The organism is Methylobacter tundripaludum (assembly GCF_002934365.1).
Lineage (GTDB): Bacteria > Pseudomonadota > Gammaproteobacteria > Methylococcales > Methylomonadaceae > Methylobacter_A > Methylobacter_A tundripaludum_A.
In genome coordinates this window covers 296,080-315,334 of record NZ_PTIY01000004.1, presented here as the reverse complement: position 1 = coordinate 315,334, position 19,255 = coordinate 296,080, and the positions used below count along the sequence as shown (strand labels likewise).

15 protein-coding genes are annotated in these 19,255 nt (G+C 52.4%); 5 read left to right on the top strand and 10 right to left on the bottom strand.

The genetic code is table 11. From position 1 onward, the window contains the following. The 4 genes from B0F88_RS07235 to B0F88_RS07220 all read left to right on the top strand — a co-directional run. A partial coding sequence (locus B0F88_RS07235) for a flagellin (protein ID WP_258076587.1) occupies positions 1–396 on the top strand: 396 nt, incomplete at its 5' end. Positions 397–486: 90 nt separating this feature from the next. Then, positions 487–867 (top strand): flagellar protein FlaG, encoded by a 381-nt coding sequence (locus B0F88_RS07230; protein WP_104423261.1) that lies wholly within the window; start codon positions 487–489, stop codon positions 865–867. A gap of 44 nt (positions 868–911) precedes the next feature. Next, positions 912–2,918, top strand: coding sequence for a flagellar filament capping protein FliD (fliD, locus tag B0F88_RS07225; RefSeq protein ID WP_104423260.1), 2,007 nt, complete (start codon positions 912–914; stop codon positions 2,916–2,918). A gap of 47 nt (positions 2,919–2,965) precedes the next feature. Beyond that, positions 2,966–3,283, top strand: coding sequence for a flagellar protein FliT (locus tag B0F88_RS07220; protein WP_104423259.1), 318 nt, complete (start codon positions 2,966–2,968; stop codon positions 3,281–3,283). A gap of 32 nt (positions 3,284–3,315) precedes the next feature. On the opposite strand, the gene B0F88_RS07215 is transcribed toward B0F88_RS07220, so the two are convergent. From B0F88_RS07215 to dnaB, 3 genes are all read right to left on the bottom strand, one after another. Next, positions 3,316–3,693, bottom strand: a complete 378-nt coding sequence (locus tag B0F88_RS07215; protein ID WP_104423258.1) for a tetratricopeptide repeat protein — start codon at positions 3,691–3,693, stop codon at positions 3,316–3,318. A gap of 203 nt (positions 3,694–3,896) precedes the next feature. Continuing rightward, positions 3,897–4,985: an alanine racemase gene (gene alr, locus B0F88_RS07210; RefSeq protein WP_104423257.1), complete on the bottom strand. Its 1,089-nt coding sequence runs from the start codon at positions 4,983–4,985 to the stop codon at positions 3,897–3,899. Further along, positions 4,982–6,379, bottom strand: a complete 1,398-nt coding sequence (gene dnaB, locus B0F88_RS07205; RefSeq protein WP_104423256.1) for a replicative DNA helicase — start codon at positions 6,377–6,379, stop codon at positions 4,982–4,984. Before dnaB ends, alr begins: the two co-directional genes overlap by 4 nt. A 407-nt stretch (positions 6,380–6,786) precedes the next feature. On the opposite strand from dnaB, the gene bamE reads away from it, so the two are divergent. After that, entirely contained in the window at positions 6,787–7,182 is a 396-nt protein-coding gene (bamE, locus tag B0F88_RS07200) for an outer membrane protein assembly factor BamE domain-containing protein (RefSeq protein ID WP_146083325.1), read from the top strand. Positions 7,183–7,235: 53 nt separating this feature from the next. Here bamE and B0F88_RS07195 read toward each other — a convergent pair whose 3' ends face one another. The 7 genes from B0F88_RS07195 to B0F88_RS07165 form a co-directional block, all read right to left on the bottom strand. Continuing rightward, complete coding sequence (locus tag B0F88_RS07195) at positions 7,236–7,697, bottom strand: GDP-mannose mannosyl hydrolase (RefSeq protein WP_104423254.1); 462 nt, start codon at positions 7,695–7,697, stop codon at positions 7,236–7,238. A gap of 222 nt (positions 7,698–7,919) precedes the next feature. Continuing rightward, positions 7,920–9,164, bottom strand: coding sequence for a copper-containing nitrite reductase (nirK, locus tag B0F88_RS07190; protein ID WP_104423253.1), 1,245 nt, complete (start codon positions 9,162–9,164; stop codon positions 7,920–7,922). A gap of 109 nt (positions 9,165–9,273) precedes the next feature. Beyond that, the gene (narI, locus tag B0F88_RS07185) at positions 9,274–9,951 is read right to left on the bottom strand and encodes a respiratory nitrate reductase subunit gamma (protein ID WP_104423252.1); all 678 of its coding nucleotides are present in this window, start codon (positions 9,949–9,951) and stop codon (positions 9,274–9,276) included. 12 nt (positions 9,952–9,963) lie between these two features. Further along, positions 9,964–10,674 (bottom strand): nitrate reductase molybdenum cofactor assembly chaperone, encoded by a 711-nt coding sequence (gene narJ, locus B0F88_RS07180; protein WP_104423251.1) that lies wholly within the window; start codon positions 10,672–10,674, stop codon positions 9,964–9,966. A gap of 427 nt (positions 10,675–11,101) precedes the next feature. Continuing rightward, entirely contained in the window at positions 11,102–12,688 is a 1,587-nt protein-coding gene (narH, locus tag B0F88_RS07175) for a nitrate reductase subunit beta (RefSeq protein WP_104423250.1), read from the bottom strand. Further along, entirely contained in the window at positions 12,688–16,428 is a 3,741-nt protein-coding gene (locus B0F88_RS07170; protein WP_104423249.1) for a nitrate reductase subunit alpha, read from the bottom strand. Before B0F88_RS07170 ends, narH begins: the two co-directional genes overlap by 1 nt. Positions 16,429–16,607: 179 nt before the next feature. Beyond that, positions 16,608–19,232 (bottom strand): nitrate/nitrite transporter, encoded by a 2,625-nt coding sequence (locus B0F88_RS07165; RefSeq protein ID WP_258076586.1) that lies wholly within the window; start codon positions 19,230–19,232, stop codon positions 16,608–16,610. Positions 19,233–19,255: the final 23 nt, after the last annotated feature.

Here is a 19,255-nt window from a genome sequence, read left to right as displayed (position 1 = left end):
CGAATCGATGGCGACGGCACGGCTTCCGGCGGCACCGGTTTGGCTAAATTCGGCCTGGTTGCCCAAAACAACGACGACGTGGTGATTGGCGGCGGACTTGATGTCAGCACCGCTTCGGGCGCGACCGCCGCGATCAAGGCTATCGACGCCGCGATCAACACCGTTGTCGCCAAACGCGCCTCGATGGGTGCGATACAAAACCGTTTCACCTCGGTGATTTCAAACTTGCAGGTTTCATCCGAAAATATGACTGCATCACGCAGCCGTATTCAAGACACAGACTTCGCATCGGAAACGGCGGAATTGAGTCGTACTCAAATATTGCAACAAGCAGGTACAGCAATGTTGGCTCAGGCAAACCAATCCAGCCAAGGCGTGATGGCCCTGTTACGTTAATCGGATTAATTAATTAAAAAATTAATCAACTGAAAACAGGGCGGTGGTTTTTAACCTCCGCCCTTTTTGGCCTTAAATAAAGGAGGCATCATGGACACTTTAACAGCAGTTTCACCCCCCCCTTCTCAGGGTTCTGGGTCAGTGCAAGCACCATCCAAAAAGGACGGAGGGCCTGTCACTGCGGCAGGAACGGCAACCGCCCAAGTCAAATTGCCTGAACAGAAAGAACCGGAAAACAAGCCTGAAAACACGGAGGAAATATCCAATGCCGTCAAAGACATCAATAATTTCTTTCAGGCGGCACAGCGTTCTTTAGGATTCAGTATAGATGAGGCGTCAGGGCATATGGTTATGCAGATTAAGGATACTGAAACCAATGAAGTGATACGCCAGATACCCGGAGAGGATGCGATTAAACTTGCCAAGCGACTAGATGATTTGACAGGTATATTATTTAAAGCGCAAGCTTAATAGGTAGGCATTTCGCCTTTACCACGATTGCGGAGGATTGAACAATGGCAGGTATTACTTCAACAGGGCTCGGCTCCGGCCTGGACATTAAAAGCTTGGTATCTAACTTGGTCACGGCGGAAGGGTCTGCGGCGGTCAAACGATTGGATACCCGGGAAGCAAAACTAACTACCCAGATTTCCTCCTACGGCAGTCTTAAAAGCGCGATGTCAAGTTTTCAGACCAGTTTGGCCGGCCTGAAAAATCTCAGCACTTTCCAAAAGGTCACCGCCACATCAAGCGATACCTCTACCATAGCAGCCTCAGCCACCAGCAACGCCAATCTGGGCAGTTATAACGTCGAAGTCAAACAGTTAGCCAAAAGCCAAACACTGGCGTCAACGACTTTTAGCTCCGCCACATCGACCGTGGGCACCGGTACGCTGACAATTAAATTCGGTACGACCACCTACGATCCGTTAACCGATATTTACACCGGTTTTGCTCAAGACGGCAACAAAGGCACGCTATCGCTTACGATTGATTCGACCAACAATACCTTGGCCGGCGTGAGCGAGGCCATCAATAAAGCCAAAGCAGGCGTAACTGCGGTGGTTATAACGGATACTACCGGTTCCCGTTTAGTTTTAAATTCGACCGAAACCGGCGAAAGCAGCAGCATGGAGATCAGCGTCACCGATGACGATCTTAATAATACCGATACATCCGGCCTCTCGGCTCTGGCGTTTAATGCGGCTGCCACCAACATGACGCAACATCAGGCGTCGCAGGACGCCAAGCTTGCCATTAACGGATTGGATATTCAGAGCGCATCCAATACCGTTAACACCGCGTTAAAAGGACTCTCGCTCACTCTTCAGCAGGCTCAACCCGGTAAAATTGTCACTGTCGGCGTAAGTCAGAATAATACTGACATTGCCTCTGCTGTCGATAGCTTCGTCAAAGGTTATAACGATCTGGTTAAGGTCGTAAATCCTCTGGCTACTTTTGATGCGGCAACGCAAAAGGGCGGACTGCTGCAAGGCGACGCTACGCTGAGCAGCGCCATGGCGCAGATACGCTCCGAACTGGGAAGCATGGTCTCCGGCCTGACCGGTTCCGCCAAATCGCTGGCCGATATCGGCATTACCACCCAAAAAGACGGCACCTTGACCCTGAACAGCACTAAGCTGAACAGTCAGCTGGCCTCGAACCGCTCTGGCGTGACTGCGGTGTTTGCGGTGCTGGGCCGTCCTTCCAACACCAATGTTTTGTTTTCATCCAGCACAAGCGATACAAAGGCTGGTCAATATGCTGTCGATATAACACAAGTCGCTACACAAGGTGCGCTGAATGGCGCGGCCCCTACTTCTCTGACTATCGGCGCAGGAGCCGACACGTTCGAAATCAAAGTGGACGGCACTCAGTCGGGCAGTATCGCCTTGACCCAAAAAACCTATGCCAGTTATGCCGAATTGGCTACGGAAATGCAATCCCGCATCAATGGCGACAGTGCACTGAAAGCCAAAGGCATATCCGTTGGCGTCACCTACGACGCAGGTAATAACCGGATGGTTTTCACCTCCAAAAGTTATGGCTCGTCTTCTCATGTAGAAATTACCGCGAATACCACCACCGATCTAGGCTTAAGCGTCGGTGCGGGCGTTGCCGGCCAAGATGTCGCCGGCACCATTGGAGGAAAGGCTGCCACCGGCAAAGGCCAACAATTGACATCGACAGAGGGGGACCCCCTAGGGTTGAAGCTCTTAATCAGCGACGCTACTATCGGCGCCAAAGGTACGGTAGATTTTTCACGCGGCATAATGGAACGACTGGATAAAGTCATGACCAACCTGGTCAGCAAGACAGGCAGTTTCACGAATCGTACCGACGGTCTGCAAAAAGATCTGGCTAAAATAGCGAAAGACCGCGTTCAACTCTCTGATCGTTTAAGTTCACTAGAAAAACGCCTTTATGAAAGATTTAACAGGATGGATGCTTTGCTTGGACAAATGCAATCCACCGCCAGCTATCTGACGCAACAATTTACCAATAAATCCAATAATAATTGACGCAATGGCTGTAGCATCATGCACTGAAAAACGAGTCGGTATTGGACATGCACACTAAAGCGGATCAATTGCTCGATTTAACCCGCGCTATGCTGGCTGCGGCACAGTCGGATGATTGGGATGAATTCGAATTGCAAGAGCAACAGCGTAGCGCTATGCTGGATGTGATTTTTGGTAATCAGGACGACATGGAGTCGGCTAAATTGTATCTGGCCGATGCGATTGAACAGCTCCTGCTGATTGATCAAGAGATTACCGCCTTGATCAGTCAACAACGCGATTTAGCCTCACAGGAATTGCGCCATTTGAAACATGCTCGTCAAGGTAACAAAGCCTATCAAATAGCGGCCGATGATCCGTTGTAAGCGATTTATTTTACACGCGGGGTAAAACCTTTTTAACTCGCGGGCGGTGTTTTTAGATTTTCCACGATTAAATTTTCACATTGCTTGAGACAATTCATCGCATCAGTCGGTCGGTTCAGAGTAAATAAGACCTCGGCAAGCTCTGTTAACCACGTTGCCGCCAAACTTTGTTGATCGGGACCGGCTTTATTGGCAAGTTGCTCAATAGCCTGAGCTAACAGAACTTCCTTAACTTCCTGGTCATCAATTGCACCTGCAAGTTGAGCCAAACCGTATAAAGCCAGCGGATTCTCCGGTTCTTGTTCAAGAACCTTGTGATAAAGAGCTTCCGACCCGGTTAGGTCTCCCTGTTCCGCCAGCAATAAAGCCTGCTGAATTTGCGCCGCTATTTCTGTTGCTTCGTTGGCCATTATTAATTTTCACCCTAAAACTTAAGTTAGATTTTTGATACTGGACGGAATTTGCAGCCAGTCGTAACGTTTCAAAATATGCCGGGTTGAAAATACCATTAGAACAGATTATTAGCAATCAATCCGGCATATCCTTATATGTATAAAGGCCGATTCCCTCTGGTGAAATCAACACGAGAGCCAAATTAACGCACCGGCCGATTTTATGACGAGTGCTGTTTTTCAACCAGCCGTACCCTTTGGGTAACGCCGCACACCAGAGTATAAGGTATGGTGTCTGCCCACAGGGCAACTTCCTCAACAGGCAAACCCTCGCCCCACAAGGTTGCCGGATCGCCGGATTTTGCATCTGGCTGAGTATCAAGGTCAACCGTAATCATATCCATTGACACCCTGCCAATTAAAGGGACGCGACCACCATTGACCAGTACCGGCGTACCGGCTTTGGCGTAACGTGGATAACCATCGCCATACCCTATCGCCACGACGCCCAATTTTGTAGTTTTTTCGCATGTCCAGCTGCCGCCGTAACCAACGGTGTCGCCTGCATCGATTTGCTTGACCGCAATCAACTTCGAATGCAGCTCCATAACCGGCTTTAGCCCCAGCTGCCGGCCTATAGAATCGGGAAAAGGCGACACACCGTATAACATAATGCCTGGGCGCACCCAATCGCGCAAGGATTGCTCCCAACCCAATATACCCGCCGAGTTAGCCATACTGAGTTCGCCGGATAAACCTGCAACCGTTTCATCAAACAGCTTGATCTGCTTTAGCGTTTTGTCGTCGTTCATATCATCAGCACTGGCAAAATGCGTCATCAGACCGAAAGGCTGTTTTACCAGAGCGCACCGGTTTAAGCGTTGATAGACGGAACTGAACTCCTTTGCCCTGAACCCCAACCGGCCCATGCCGGTATCGAGTTTCAACCAGACAGCGCAAACGCCTTTTAGAGTTGTAGTTTCAAGAATTTCCAGCTGAGTTAAGGAATGCACTACTGAATCCAATTGATAATGAAGTAATTCTGCTAATTCCTCAACGCAGGTAAAACCTTCCAAAACGGCAATCCTGTTTTTGAATCCAGCCTTTCGCAATCGAATGCCTTCATCAACCCTGGCGACAGCAAAAGCATCAACATCGTGCAGCGCTTCAGCAATACGCAGTAAACCATGACCATAAGCGTTGGCTTTGATAACAGCCATAACCTTAGCGTTCGGCGCATAATGATGCACAATGGATAAGTTATGCTGGACCGCATCCAGGTCGAGCACTGCATAGGCTGCCGGGTTCATTCGTAATCCCCGCTGTTATAGGGATTCCCTGCAAAATTCTCAAAACGGGTGAATTGCCCCAGAAATGTAAGCCTGACCGTCCCCAACGGGCCATTACGTTGCTTGCCGATAATGACCTCAGCAATGCCTTTATCGGGGCTGTCTTCGTTATAGACTTCGTCCCGATACACGAACACGATCAAATCGGCGTCCTGCTCGATGGCGCCCGATTCACGCAAATCGGACATCATCGGACGTTTGTTAGGGCGTTGTTCCAGATTACGGTTAAGCTGGGATAAGGCAACCACGGGAACATTCAATTCTTTTGCCAGCGCTTTTAAGCCTCTGGAAATATCGGAAATTTGCTGCACCCTGTTATCGCCGCTGGACGGCGACTGCATCAATTGCAAGTAATCCAAGACAATCAAGCCCAGCTGACCATGTTCGCGCGCCAAACGCCGGGCTCTTGACCGCACCTCGGTTGGCGTTAACGCCGGCGTATCGTCGATGAATAATTTGGTTTCGGCCAGCAAATTGATCGCCGAGGTCAAACGCGGCCACTCGTCATCTTCGAGCTTACCGGTTCTGATTCTATGCTGGTCGATACGGCCTAACGACGACATCATCCGCATCGCCAGCGAGTCTCCGGGCATTTCCATACTGAATACCGCAACCGGCTTATCGCCTTTAATCGCGATATTTTCCGCCATATTCATCGCAATGGTCGTTTTGCCCATGGAAGGCCGGCCCGCCACGATGATCAAATCAGCCGGTTGCAAGCCGGAAGTCAGCTCGTCAAAATCAGTAAATCCGGTCGCCGCTCCGGTGATCGATCCCTCCTGCTCAAACAGCGTCTCAATTTTATCGACGGCAGTAGCCAACAGCGATTTAATGGTTGCAAACCCGTTTCCCTGGCCCCGTTGCCTTTGTTCGGCGATTTTAAATACCTGGCGCTCGGCATTTTCCAACAGATCGGCCGTCTCGCGGCCTTCCGTGTTGAACGCGGAATCCGCAATCTCGGTGCCTACATGAATCAGTTGCCGCAATACCGACCGGTCTCTGACGATGTTGGCGTAGGTAACGATATTCGCAGCACTGGGCGTATCTTTTGCCAACATGCCCAAATAGGACAGTCCGCCGGAGTTTTCCAGCTCGCCTATCGCTTCCAGCGATTCCGATATGGTAATCACATCAAAAGGAATCTGTTTTTCGGCTAACTGCGCAATCGTCCTAAAAATCAACTGATGATCCCGGCGATAAAAATCGCCTTCCGACACCTTGTCTGCCACCGAATCCCAGGTTTGATTATCCAGCATTAAACCGCCCAGAACCGATTGCTCGGCCTGAATGGAATTTGGCGGAATTTTTAAGGAATCCAAGGAATAATCACGATCAAACGAATAATTTTCAGACATAGTTCACAGCAATAAAAATGTTAATCATAAAATGCAGCATAAAAAGTTTTTAACCAAGAAACGCCGAAAAGATTGTTGAATACAGGGGATAAAGAAGACAACGCTACAGGGTCAATTACAGAGAACGCCTCAACATTATAAACTAACTTGCGTCCACTGATCCCGGTCGGTTACCCATAGGTAATTGACGTCAAATAATCAGCTGTAGGGTTTGACGCTTCTATTTTACACATGCGCCGGTTGAAGCGTTCCTCCTGAATTAGGCCGCTCTATTCAAAGAAACCTAACAATAGTAGAATCAAAGCGCACTCAGCCGCCGGAGACATGTCGATTTTTGCCTCGTTTTTTTAATGTTTGACTGACTAATCAACGGACTTTCGCAGCCGTAAACTTCAAATAGGCCTCAAATGAATACTCCCTCATCCCATCATATCGCAGGATTAGCTCCCCGCGTTATATTAGTGGTTACAGCCACTTTGTTTTGTTATTCGAACAATGTATTGGCTGAATCAACTGAAGTCGAAGAACTAAGGCTGCAAGTCGAGACACTTAAAAAACGAGTGCAAGAATTAGAATCGACCCAAACCGTTGACGCTCCCACAGTAAAAAAGAAAAAAAAAACGGGTAATCCGTGGCATGCTTTAGAGGTGAACATGTCAAAAGAAGACGTCAGATCATTATTGGGAAAACCCGGTAGAGTCGATACCTGGAAAACGGGAGAGGCATGGTACTACCCAAATACAAGAGGCGGCGAAGTTGATTTTGACGCAAATGGCAATGTAACCGGCTGGCTGGCGCCCTAAAAACTGATTTTTCGGACGCACGGATTCTCGAGCCGCCGGCCAGATCCATTTGCTCAGGCGTCGCGCTCCGCCTGCTTGAAATACACCAGAGTGTTCGGATGGACCCTAGCCGGATCGCCGTTTTCTCCGACCCAGCGATATTCGCTATGCTGCCCCATTGGCAGTCGCTCCAAGTCGACATCGACTTGAAGCTCGTAAGCAAGAACAACGTAATGCGTACTGATGCCCGGCATCCGGGCAAAGTTTGTCTGGTACTGATGAGTAAAAGCACCCAATAGCCGGGCATGATCAATCGGGTAGGATTTCCCTAACTCTGTCTTCGTTATCCGCAAAAACGCATCCTCGATTGATTCGTCTTTTCGGATGCGTCCGCCGGGTACGAACCACCAGCCTACGGCCGGTTCGTTTATCCGCATGCCCATAAGCAACTTGTTATCCCCGGCTCGGATAACAAGATCCAACGCCACCAGCGGCGTATTTTTCACCACCTTAATAAATTCGTCGTTTTCGAGCATTTTCTGTCCAAGGCTTATTAGGCTGACGGCCAATTTGATATATACAGTATCAATTATCCTATAAAAATGCCTAATGTTCGTATATTCCTAAGATGCGCGTCCTCGGCTTATTTGAATTACATTGCGCCACAACCAAAACAGTACATATAGCTTGCAAGCCGGAAACTCCACCTCGCGTTAGCTTGGATGGTCTTATTCAAGCTAACGCGCTTGATCTGAATTTTAATGCGCAACCTGCTGGTAAAGCTCCGGCCGCTCTGCCCCTTCTATAATCAATTCAGCCAGCGCCCCCTTATCAATAGCCCGTGTCAGGCTGTGATCGACCAGCAGGTATTTGCCGGGCACTTCGGCGGTAAATTCAATCATCACCGCGGAACCGGGGGCTATGACTGTAGTCTGGACGTTTTTCAGCGGCGGGTTCATGATCGCGCCGTCTGGATACAGGTTGTCGAAAATAGCACCGATGATATGGAAGTTGGATGCAACATGCGACCCGACGCCGACAAACAGGCGGATTTTTTCACCCACTTTGGCTTTTAAAGCCCGCTCGCCGCTGAGCGAGTTGACCCGGCCGTTGAACAGGAAATACTCAGGTTTTTCGGCCAGCATCTTGTCCTTGCTGAACGCTTGCAGGCCTTTATCGCCGTACTTGCCGCCGGTATAAAAATCGCCCTGCATCACGTAAAACTCGCGGTCTACTTTGGCCAGGCCCTGTTCCGGTTCGACCAGGATCATGCCGTACATGCCGTTTGCGATATGGGTCGGCACATGCAGACTGGCGCAGTGGTAAACGTAAATGCCCGGATGCGTGGCTTTAAAGCGGAAGCTTTTTTGTTCGCCCTGCCCGACTTGCATTAACGGCGCACCGCCGCCGGGACCGACCACCGCATGCAGATCGATGGAATGCGCCGAGTGGCCGGCGTTGGCATGTTCAGTCGAGGTATGCTCGCTATGGGCTGTACCCGCAGCACCGGGTTTGCCGTGATTCAGGTGTATTTCCACCTGATCGCCAGCCCTGGCGCGGATAAACGGCCCCGGCACCTTGCCGTTATAGGTCCAGTATTGATAGGTCACGCCGGGCATCATTTCGGCAACCAGTTCATCGGTATAAAGATCGACGCTGACCAATTGCGATTGTGTTCTGTTTAGAGGTGCCGGTAAATCGTCGGCACGACGGCCGATTTCGCTGGCATCGCTTTGAACAGCGCCCGTCGATTCGTCAGGCATCGGCATAGCATGTTGTATTTCGCCGCCGGAATGTTCTGACATTGGCATGGAGTGCTGCATTTGACCGCCTTCGTGTTCCGCCATATCTCCACCGGACATCGCTTTATGCCTGGCTTTTTCGGCCTGGATGGCGGCGACTTTTTCAGCATTCGCTCTGTTCATTGATTCGTCGGAGGAGCAGCCGGTAGTCAAGCTGCCCAGCGCTATTGTCAGTAATAGCAAACCGGATGATTTGTTCATGATTTTATCTTTTGAGTGAAACCACTTTTTGATCTTTTTTCACAGCCTTGTGTCCTGGATTCCGGCAATCCCTGCCGGAATGACGACAATATAACTTGCGCCTGGATATTCAACGTCTACGAACAACTTGATAAGGGCGCGTGACGTAGCCCAGCGGAACGCTCCAAACATGCACCAATCGACTGAACGGAAAAACCAGGAACAAGGTCTGCCCTAAAAATAAATGCAATTTGAAGACAATGCCGATCTCGCTGAGTTGATCCGCCGCGCCGCTACGAAAAGTCACGATGCGCTGCGCCCATTCCGACAGCAACAACATATTCGCGCCGTCATGATGATAAATCGAAATCGGCAATGTCAGCAGCCCCAGAATCAGCTGTACGCCGATCAACAGCAGGATGAAAATATCCATACGGCTGCTGGTAGCGCGAATGCGGGCATCGGTCAGGCGGCGGCGTATCAGGATGATGATGCCTTTTAAGCACACGCCGCCGAAAACGCCCCCCGCGACTACGGCCAGGATTTGTTTGGCAGAGGTCGACAGGCCTAATGCATGATAAACCGCAGGCGGCGTCAACAGGCCGACGAAATGCCCGACGAACAGCAACAGGATGCCGATATGGAATAAATTGCTGCCCAGTCTTAACTCGTCGGCGCGCAGGAATTGGCTGGAACCGGTGCGCCAGGTGTATTGGTCGCGGTCATATCGCGCCAGGCTGCCGATGAAGAATACGCTGATCGCGATATAGGGGTAGTAACCGAATAGTAAGGTATTGAGATAATCCACGATTGACTCCTTCTAATGAGAACGGTTTTGCGCTTTGACGAACTGGTCGCGCGGCGTGATGGTAATTGGACTGACAGCGGCGGTTTGGCTTTTGCACGCATCCCCTGCCCCCATAAAACTGACGGCTTCGTCTTCCCAGATTTGATCCATGTAAACCACGGTTTCATCCTCGCCTTCGGTGGCGGCTTGCCGGCGGATTTCTTCCAGCGCTTCGGGTTCGCCGGCGAACCCTGCCAGTGCGTCGAAAATTGCGCGAAACTTGCTGCCACGTTCGGTCAGCCGTGCGCCCAGCAAACTCAACACCGGCATCGCGTCGTGCAGCAACGTCATCGCTTCGGCCTGTTCCTGTTGCGAGAGAAATTCCAGAAACAGCGGGATATAGTCCGGCAGTTCATGCGTGGACATTTCAAAGCCGTGCGCTTCGTACATTTGCAGCAGGTTGACCATCGCCTGCCCCCGGTCTCGGGATTCGCCGTGGACATGCTCGAAGATGTGCAGCGATAAAAACCGCCCCCGGTCGAACAGCTCGACATACCGCTCTTGGCTATCCATCAGGTCTGCACCGTGATACGAGCCGATCAGCGCCAGCACGGATTTTTTATGATCTTCCCGCAACAGGTTTTCCTGTTCGACGACAGCCGCCATTTCGTCTAATGCTTCAAGCATCTCGGCTTCGGGATAGCTCAGCAGTAGCGATAGAACTTTTAGTGTTTGCAGACTCATGTTATAGCTCCTGCGTTATCGTTACGCTGGTTCCCAAGCTCCTGCTTGTCGCTCGTTCCCACGCGCTGCGTGGGAATGCAGTACCGGACGCGCTGCGTCCCGTATTGGCACGGTGCGTATCTCTATATACTGACCGTGACTCGCGGCGCAGCGCGCCTTTAACCGCATTCCCACGCAGCGCGTGGGAACGAGAATGTACTTGTGGGAACGATGACGCTAGTTTTAGTGTTTTACTCTCGTTCCCACGTGCTAAGTGGGAATGCATGACCGGACGCGCTGCGTCCCGTATTTGTGCAATATGTATTTCTACATGCTGCCCATGACTCGCAGCGCAGCGCGCCTTAACTGCATTCCCACGCAGCGCGTGGGAACGAGGACGTACTTGTGGGAACGATGAAGCTACTTTTAATGTAAGCATAATGATGCCTTATTTTGCCGGTTCGACTTTAATCGGAATCTTGATCGGAATGCCGCCGGTGCGTTGCGGCTTCTTGTTGCCGCCAAACAGGTTGGTGTCGTTATTGCCGGTGGAACATCCGCTGCCGAAACTGAATCCGCAGCCGCCTTGCTCACCGTAAGCATCGAAGGTGGAACTGGCGTATTCACGATGGCTGCTGGGCACCACAAAACGGTCTTCGTAATTGGCAATCGCCATGTAACGGTACATTTCTTCAACCTGCAATTGGGTCAAACCGACGCGCTCCAACACCTTGGTATTGACCGTGCCATCGACGGTAAGGCTGCGCATATAAGCCCGCATCGCCAGCATCCGCTCCAGCCCTAACACGACCGGCTCTTCCTTGCCCGCTGTCAGTAAATTAGCCAAATACTGCACCGGAATACGCAACGAACGCACGTCGGGAATGTCGCCATCCATACCGATTTGGTCGCTTTCCGCCGCCGATTGGATCGGCGATAGCGGCGGTACATACCAAACCATCGGCAAGGTGCGAAACTCGGGATGTAGCGGAAATGCAACTTTCCAATCTATCGCCATTTTATAAACCGGCGATTCCTTAGCCGCTGTCAGCCAGGATTCGGGAATGCCTGCTGCCCGCGCCTCCGCTATTACTGTTTCATCGAATGGGTCGAGGAAAACATCCAACTGCTGCCGGTACAAGTCCTGCTCGTTCTCGACGCTTGCCGCCGCTTCGATACGGTCGGCGTCGTACAGCAACACGCCTAAATAACGAATCCGCCCGACGCAGGTTTCCGAGCAAACCGTCGGCTCACCGGCTTCGATACGCGGATAGCAGAACGTGCATTTCTCCGATTTTCCGGTTTCCCAGTTGTAGTAGATTTTCTTGTACGGACAGGCCGAAACGCACATCCGCCAGCCGCGGCATTTGTCCTGATCGATCAGCACAACGCCGTCTTCTTCGCGCTTGTAGATCGAACCGCTGGGACAAGCCGCAACGCAGGTCGGGTTCAGGCAGTGTTCGCACAAGCGCGGCAGATACATCATGAAGGTGTTTTCAAATTCACCGTACATGTCTTTCTGGATGTTGTCGAAGTTGGTGTCCCGCGAACGGGATGAAAACTCGGTACCCAGGATCTCCTCCCAGTTCGGCCCGCCTTCGATTTTTTCCATGCGCTCGCCGGTAATCACCGAAAAGGGGCGAGTGGTGGGCGGTGCTTTCGATTCCTTGGCGCTATGCAAATGCTGGTAATCGAAATCGAACGGTTCGTAATAATCGTCGATGGCAGGCAAATCGGGGTTGCCGAAGATATTTCGCAATATCTTGCGTTTGCCGCCTTGGCGCGGCTCTATCTTGCCGTTGATTTTGCGCACCCAGCCGCCGTTCCATTTGTCCTGGTTTTCCCACTGCTGCGGAAAACCGACGCCCGGCTTGGTTTCGACATTATTAAACCAGGCGTATTCAACCCCTTTGCGCGAGGTCCAGACGTTTTTGCAGGAAATGGTGCAGGTGTGACAGCCGATACACTTGTCCAGGTTTAGCACCATGCCTATTTGTGCGCGAATATTGCGCGGTCTTTTGATCGGATTAGCCATTACACTTCCTCCTGCTGATTCGCAGCCTGACTGGGCTCTTCCAGCCAATCGACATTGCTCAACTTACGCACAATCACAAACTCATCCCGATTGGAACCGACCGTGCCGTAATAGTTAAAACCGTAACTTAGCTGGGCGTAACCGCCGATCATGTGCGTGGGTTTAAGCGTCGCCCGGGTCACCGAGTTATGGATGCCCCCGCGCCCTCCGGTTGTCTCCGATCCCGGCGTATTGATGATTTTTTCCTGGGCGTGATACATCATGCACATGCCTTCGGGGACGCGCTGACTGACCACAGCCCTGGCGACCAGCGCGCCGTTGACGTTATAGGCTTCTACCCAGTCGTTGTCCTTAATACCGACTTTTGCCGCATCGACTTCACCCATCCACACAATCGGGCCGCCGCGCGACAAGGTCAGCATCAACAGGTTATCGTTATAGGTGCTGTGTATGCCCCACTTCTGGTGCGGTGTGATGAAGTTCAACACCAGTTCGTCATTGCCGTTGGGCTTTTGACCCAGAATCGGCGCAATGGAGCGGGTATCGACAGGCGGCTTGTAGACGCACAAGGTCTCGCCGAACGCCCGCATCCAGCTGTGATCCTGGTAAAACTGCTGGCGGCCGGTCAGCGTGCGCCAGGGAATTCGCTCGTGGACATTGGTGTAACAGGCGTTGTAGCAGACTTGCTCGGATTCCAATCCGCTCCAGGTCGGCGATGAGATAATCTTGCGGGGCTGTGCCTGTACGTCGCGGAAACGGATTTTGTCGTCTTCGCGCGGCAAAGCCAGGTGAGTGTGATCCCGCCCGGTGATTTTGCTTAATGCTTCCCAGGCCTTAACCGCGACATGACCGTTGGTTTCGGGCGCCAGCATCAAAATGACTTCGGTCGCATCAATATCGGATTCTATACGCGGCAGACCTTTGCTGATGCCTTCCTCGGTCACCAGTCGGTTCAGCTCGCCCAGTTGTTTGACTTCGGTCTCGGTGTTCCACGCTATGCCTTTGCCGCCGTTGCCGACTTTGCTCATCAACGGCCCTAGCGATGTGAACATCTTGTATGTGTTCGGATAATCGCGCTCGACCACCACCAGAGTCGGCATGGTTTTACCCGGAATCGGCTCGCATTCCTTTTTCTTCCAGTCCTTGACGTCGATCGGCTGAGCCAGCTCTGCCGGTGTATCATGCAGGATCGGCACGGCGACGATGTCTTTTTCTACGCCCAAATGCCCTACAGTCAGTTCCGAGAATTTTTTGGCGATGCCTTTGTAAATATCCCAATCGGAGCGCGACTCCCAGGCGGGATCGACGGCCTTGGACAGCGGATGGATGAACGGATGCATATCCGAGGTGTTCAGGTCGTTTTTCTCGTACCAGGTTGCGGTCGGCAGAATAATGTCTGAATACAGGCAAGTCGTGGACAGACGAAAATCCAGCGTGACCAGCAAATCGAGTTTGCCTTCCGCGGCGGTTTCGTGCCATTCGACTTCCGAAGGCTTGTCGCCGCTATCGCCCAGATCCTTGCCCTGTACGCCGTGTTGCGTACCCAGCAAATACTTCAGGAAGTATTCATGGCCTTTGCCCGAAGAACCCAGCAAATTGGAGCGCCACACGAACATGTTGCGCGGAAAGTTTTGCGGGTTGTCCGGGTCTTCGCAGGACATCTTCAGCTTGCCGCTTTTGAGCGATTTGACGACATATTCAATCGGGTCTTTTTTGGCTTTTTCCGCATCCCTGACCACTTGCAAAGGGTTGGTTTGCAGTTGCGGCGCGGACGGCAGCCAGCCCATGCGCTCGGAGCGCACGTTGAAATCGATCAGGCTGCCTTGCCAGTCTTTGGGCTTTGCCAGCGGCGACAAAATCTCATTAACCTTGAGCTTTTCATAACGCCACTGGCTGGTGTGATTGTAGAAAAACGAGGTGCTGTTCATCTGCCGGGGCGGACGCTTCCAGTCCAGGCCGAACGCCAGCGGCAGCCAGCCGGTTTGCGGACGCAGTTTTTCCTGCCCGACATAATGCGCCCAGCCGCCGCCGGACTGCCCGACGCAACCGCACAGCATCAGCATATTCATGATGCCGCGGTAATTCATGTCCATGTGATACCAGTGGTTGATACCCGCACCCAGGATCACCATCGAGCGGCCTTGAGTCTTTTCGGCATTGGTCGCAAATTCACGCGCCACCGCGATCACATTTTGCCGTTTAACTCCGGTGATTTTTTCCTGCCACGCGGGGGTATACGGAACATCCTCATCATAAGAAGTAGCAACGTTACCACCGCCTAGGCCGCGATCGATGCCGTAGTTCGCAACCAGCAAATCGAATACCGTGGTCGCCCATACTTCGGTGCCGTCGGCCAGGGTGATTTTCTTGACCGGCACATTGCGCTTTTGAATAACATCATGCGCGGAATGGGTGAAATGCGGATGTTCGGAACCGCCGAAATACGGAAAGCCGACACTGGTGACATCGTCTTTGGTATCGATCAAGCTCAGTCGTAACTTTACTTCCTGGTTGTCTACGGTTTTTTGTTCGATGTTCCAATGTCCGCTTTCGCCCCAGCGGAAACCGATAGAGCCGCAAGGCGGGACGATGTGACCGTTGATTTCGTCATAGGCCACCGTTTTCCATTCGGGGTTGTTGTCTTGGCTTAAGTTGCCTAAAAAGTCCGAGGCCCTGAAGAACCGGTCCTGCACATAATAACCGTCCTGCTCTTTCAGCATGACCAGAAACGGCAAGTCGGTGTTTTCGCGCACATACTGGTTGAAATACGGGCTTTGCCGCTCGACATGGAATTCCTTCAGGATCACGTGGCCTATCGCCATCGCCAGCGCGGCATCGGTGCCTTGCTTGGGATGCAGCCACAGATCGGCGAACTTGCTGGCTTCCGAATAATCGGGACTCACGACCACGACTTTAGCGCCTTTATACCGCGCTTCGGTCATGAAATGGGCGTCGGGGGTGCGGGTTTGCGGTACGTTCGATCCCCACAGCATTAAGAATCCGGCGTTATACCAGTCCGCCGATTCGGGCACGTCGGTTTGTTCGCCCCAGGTTTGCGGCGATGCCGGCGGCAAATCGCAATACCAATCGTAAAAACTCATGCTGACGCCGCCGATCAGCGACAGATAACGGCTGCCGGCCGCATAAGACACCATCGACATGGCCGGGATCGGCGAGAAACCGATGATCCGGTCGGGGCCGAAGGTTTTGGCCGTGTAAATATTGGCCGCCGCGATGATTTCGTTAACCTCTTCCCAATTGGCGCGGACCAGACCGCCCAGGCCGCGTATCGACTTGTATTCTGCAGTTTTAGCCGGGTCTTCGACTATCGAAGCCCAGGCTTCGACCGGGTCTAAAGTCTGTCTGGCTTCGCGCCACAACTTGACCAAGCGTCCGCGTATCAGCGGATATTTAAGGCGATTGGCACTGTACAAATACCAGGAATAACTCGCGCCGCGCGAACAGCCGCGCGGCTCGTGATTGGGCAGATCGGGACGGGTGCGCGGGTAGTCGGTTTGCTGGGTTTCCCAGGTCACCAGCCCGTTTTTAACGTAGATCTTCCAACTGCACGAACCTGTGCAATTGACGCCGTGCGTGGAACGCACGATTTTGTCGTGTTGCCAGCGCGACCGGTAACTGTTCTCCCAACTTCGGTCTTCATTGGTCACCACGCCGTGATTGCCGGAGAAGGGTTCTACTTTTTTCTTGAAGAAGAGCAAGCGGTCCAGGAAATGACTCATAAGATTTACCTATATTTTAGGGTTTTGGTGTTTGTTTGGGGGTCGTACCTCATCCCCAACACATCAACTTAAACAAATTGATGTTTCACCACGAAGACACGAAGTTCACGAAGAAAAAACCAAAGTAAAAACTTCGTGCCCTTCGTGTCTTCGTGGTGATAGCTTTTATTTTGCAACGGTCAACAAGGCATAGCCGCCGTTTTACGCGCGTAAAACCACCAAGTGATACCGATACACACCAGATAAAAAACAATGAAACAATACAACGCGGCATCGGGAGCGCCGGTCATGCTGATCGCCGTACCGTAGCTCTTCGGGATAAAGAATGCGCCGTATGCTGCTATCGCCGAGCTAAAACCCAGCACCGCCGCCGCTTCCTTTGCCGCATCTTTCTTGGCGTTGGCAATCGCATCGCTGCCCTGGCCTTTGACCGCGCACAAACGCTCAGTCATGAAGATAACCGGAATCATGCGGAAGGTGGAGCCGTTGCCGATGCCGGTCGTGATAAACAACAACATGAACATCGCAAGAAAGCCCCAGAAATCGCCCGCATTGCCCACCGAAGGCATGAAATGCAACACGCCGAACACCGCGCCAACCATGATCACGAAATTCCACAGCGTCACCCTGGCCCCGCCCAGCTTGTCGGCCAGCCAGCCGCCGACCGGCCTGATCAACGCGCCGACCAGCGGCCCCAAAAAGGCGTATTCGGTCGGGTTGACCTCGGGAAACAGGATTTTAGTCAACATCGGGAAACCGGCTGCATAGCCGATAAACGAACCGAAGGTTCCGGTGTAAAGCCAGCACATCAGCCAGTTATGTTTGCGCTTGAAAATGATCGCTTGTTCCTTGAACGATGCCTTGGCCGAGGCAATATCATTCATGCCGAACCACGCCGCGATGCTGGTGGCAATAATAAACGGCACCCAGATAAAACCGGCGTTTTGCAGCCAGATGGATTTGCTCACCCGCGCCTTAACCCACTCTTGCGGATCGCCGCCCAATGAGCCGAACACGCCCGCCGCGATAACCAACGGCACCACAAACTGCACGGTGCTGACGCCCAAATTGCCCAAACCGGCATTCAAGCCCAGGGCTGTGCCTTTTTGGGATTGAGGATAAAAGAAGCTGATATTCGCCATGCTGGACGCAAAATTGCCGCCGCCGAAACCGCACAGCAAGGCCAACACCACCATCAATACATAAGGTGTTTCGGGATTTTGCACCGCAAAACCGATCCATAACGACGGCAACAGCAACGAGGCGGTGCTGATCGTCGTCCAGCGACGGCCACCGAAAATCGGCACCATGAACGAATAGAAAATCCGTAAGGTCGCGCCCGACAAACCCGGCAGCGCCGCCAGCCAGAACAGTTCATCAGTGGTGTATTTAAAGCCGATGCTGGGCAGGTTGATCACCACGACGCTCCACACCATCCACACCGCAAAAGCCAGCAACAACGCGGGGATACTGATCCACAGGTTACGGGTGGCGATACGCTTGCCGGTCTTTTCCCAGAAGCCTTTATCTTCAGGATTCCAATCGGCAAGCACCAACGGCGAAGGATGACTCAACTCATGCAGATCTTTCGAGATTTTGGCCAATTCAGGCACGACGCGGCGTTCCATCCGCACAATCGAAAAATGCATCCAGGTCAGCGCAATCGTCATCAACACGAACAGCAGCATGAAGCAGCTGCTCCAGATGCCGGTCAAATCGTTCAACATACCGAAAGTCAGCGGCAGCAAGAACCCACCCAAACCCCCTATCATGCCTACTGCGCCGCCTACAGCGCCGACGTTGTCGGGATAATAAACCGGGATATGCTTGTACACCGCCGCTTTGCCGAACGACATGAACAGGCCGAGCACGGCGACCAGAAAGATAAAGCCCATCGGTTGAATCGCCAGACTGAAGGTAATATCGCCCTTAATGCCGTGTACGATGTAATCCGTAGGCGGATAGGACAGGAAAAAGGTACAGATCGTCGCGACAATAAACGTCCAGTACATCAATAACCGCGCGCCGTAACGGTCTGACAACCAGCCGCCCAGAGCGCGGAACAGGCTGGCGAAAATCGAATAGGCCGCAGCCAGCATGCCCGCCGACTTTATATCGAAACCGTAAGCGCCGACCAGATAGCGCGGCAGCCACAACGCCAATGCGACAAAAGCCCCGAATACGCAGAAGTAATACAGCGAAAACCGCCAGACCCGCATATCCTTCAGCGGTTCCAGCTGCTTCAGGAATGAATCGGGTTTGATGTTGGACTCGCGGCGCTGTTTGAGCATCGGTTCGTCATCGGTAACAAACCAGAAGATTACCGCCATTAACAACAACGCTGCCGCCCAGATTTGCGCCACGGCATGCCATCCGAATGCGACCATCACAAAAGGCGCGACGAATTTCGTCACCGCCGCTCCGACGTTGCCGAGCCCGAAAATACCTAACGCCGTGCCTTGCTTCTCTTTAGGGTACCAACGCGAAACATAAGCAATACCGACGGCGAACGATCCGCCGGCAACCCCTATACCGAGCGCCGTGACCAGAAACAGGGTATACGTTTCAACGAGGGTCAGCAGCAAGGTGGCGATAGCCGCCGTCACCATGACCAGCGCATAAACGATACGCCCGCCGTACTGGTCGCTCCAGATGCCTAGAATCAGCCTAATTAACGAACCTGAAAGTATCGGCGTGCCGACCAGCAAGCCGAATTCGGTCTCGCTTAAATGCAGGTCTTTCTGGATTTGCAAGCCGATGATTGAAAAGATAGTCCACACCGCAAAGCAAACGGTGAATGCCACGGTGCTCGCGGTTAGAGCATGTT

Coding starts and splice junctions, on each gene's coding strand:
- B0F88_RS07230 (WP_104423261.1), top strand. CDS start 487: ATGGACACTTTAACAGCAGTTTCACCCCCCCCTTCTCAGGGTTCTGGG.
- fliD (WP_104423260.1), top strand. CDS start 912: ATGGCAGGTATTACTTCAACAGGGCTCGGCTCCGGCCTGGACATTAAA.
- B0F88_RS07220 (WP_104423259.1), top strand. CDS start 2,966: ATGCACACTAAAGCGGATCAATTGCTCGATTTAACCCGCGCTATGCTG.
- B0F88_RS07215 (WP_104423258.1), bottom strand. CDS start 3,693: ATGGCCAACGAAGCAACAGAAATAGCGGCGCAAATTCAGCAGGCTTTA.
- alr (WP_104423257.1), bottom strand. CDS start 4,985: ATGAACCCGGCAGCCTATGCAGTGCTCGACCTGGATGCGGTCCAGCAT.
- dnaB (WP_104423256.1), bottom strand. CDS start 6,379: ATGTCTGAAAATTATTCGTTTGATCGTGATTATTCCTTGGATTCCTTA.
- bamE (WP_146083325.1), top strand. CDS start 6,787: ATGAATACTCCCTCATCCCATCATATCGCAGGATTAGCTCCCCGCGTT.
- B0F88_RS07195 (WP_104423254.1), bottom strand. CDS start 7,697: ATGCTCGAAAACGACGAATTTATTAAGGTGGTGAAAAATACGCCGCTG.
- nirK (WP_104423253.1), bottom strand. CDS start 9,164: ATGAACAAATCATCCGGTTTGCTATTACTGACAATAGCGCTGGGCAGC.
- narJ (WP_104423251.1), bottom strand. CDS start 10,674: ATGAGTCTGCAAACACTAAAAGTTCTATCGCTACTGCTGAGCTATCCC.
- narH (WP_104423250.1), bottom strand. CDS start 12,688: ATGGCTAATCCGATCAAAAGACCGCGCAATATTCGCGCACAAATAGGC.
- B0F88_RS07170 (WP_104423249.1), bottom strand. CDS start 16,428: ATGAGTCATTTCCTGGACCGCTTGCTCTTCTTCAAGAAAAAAGTAGAA.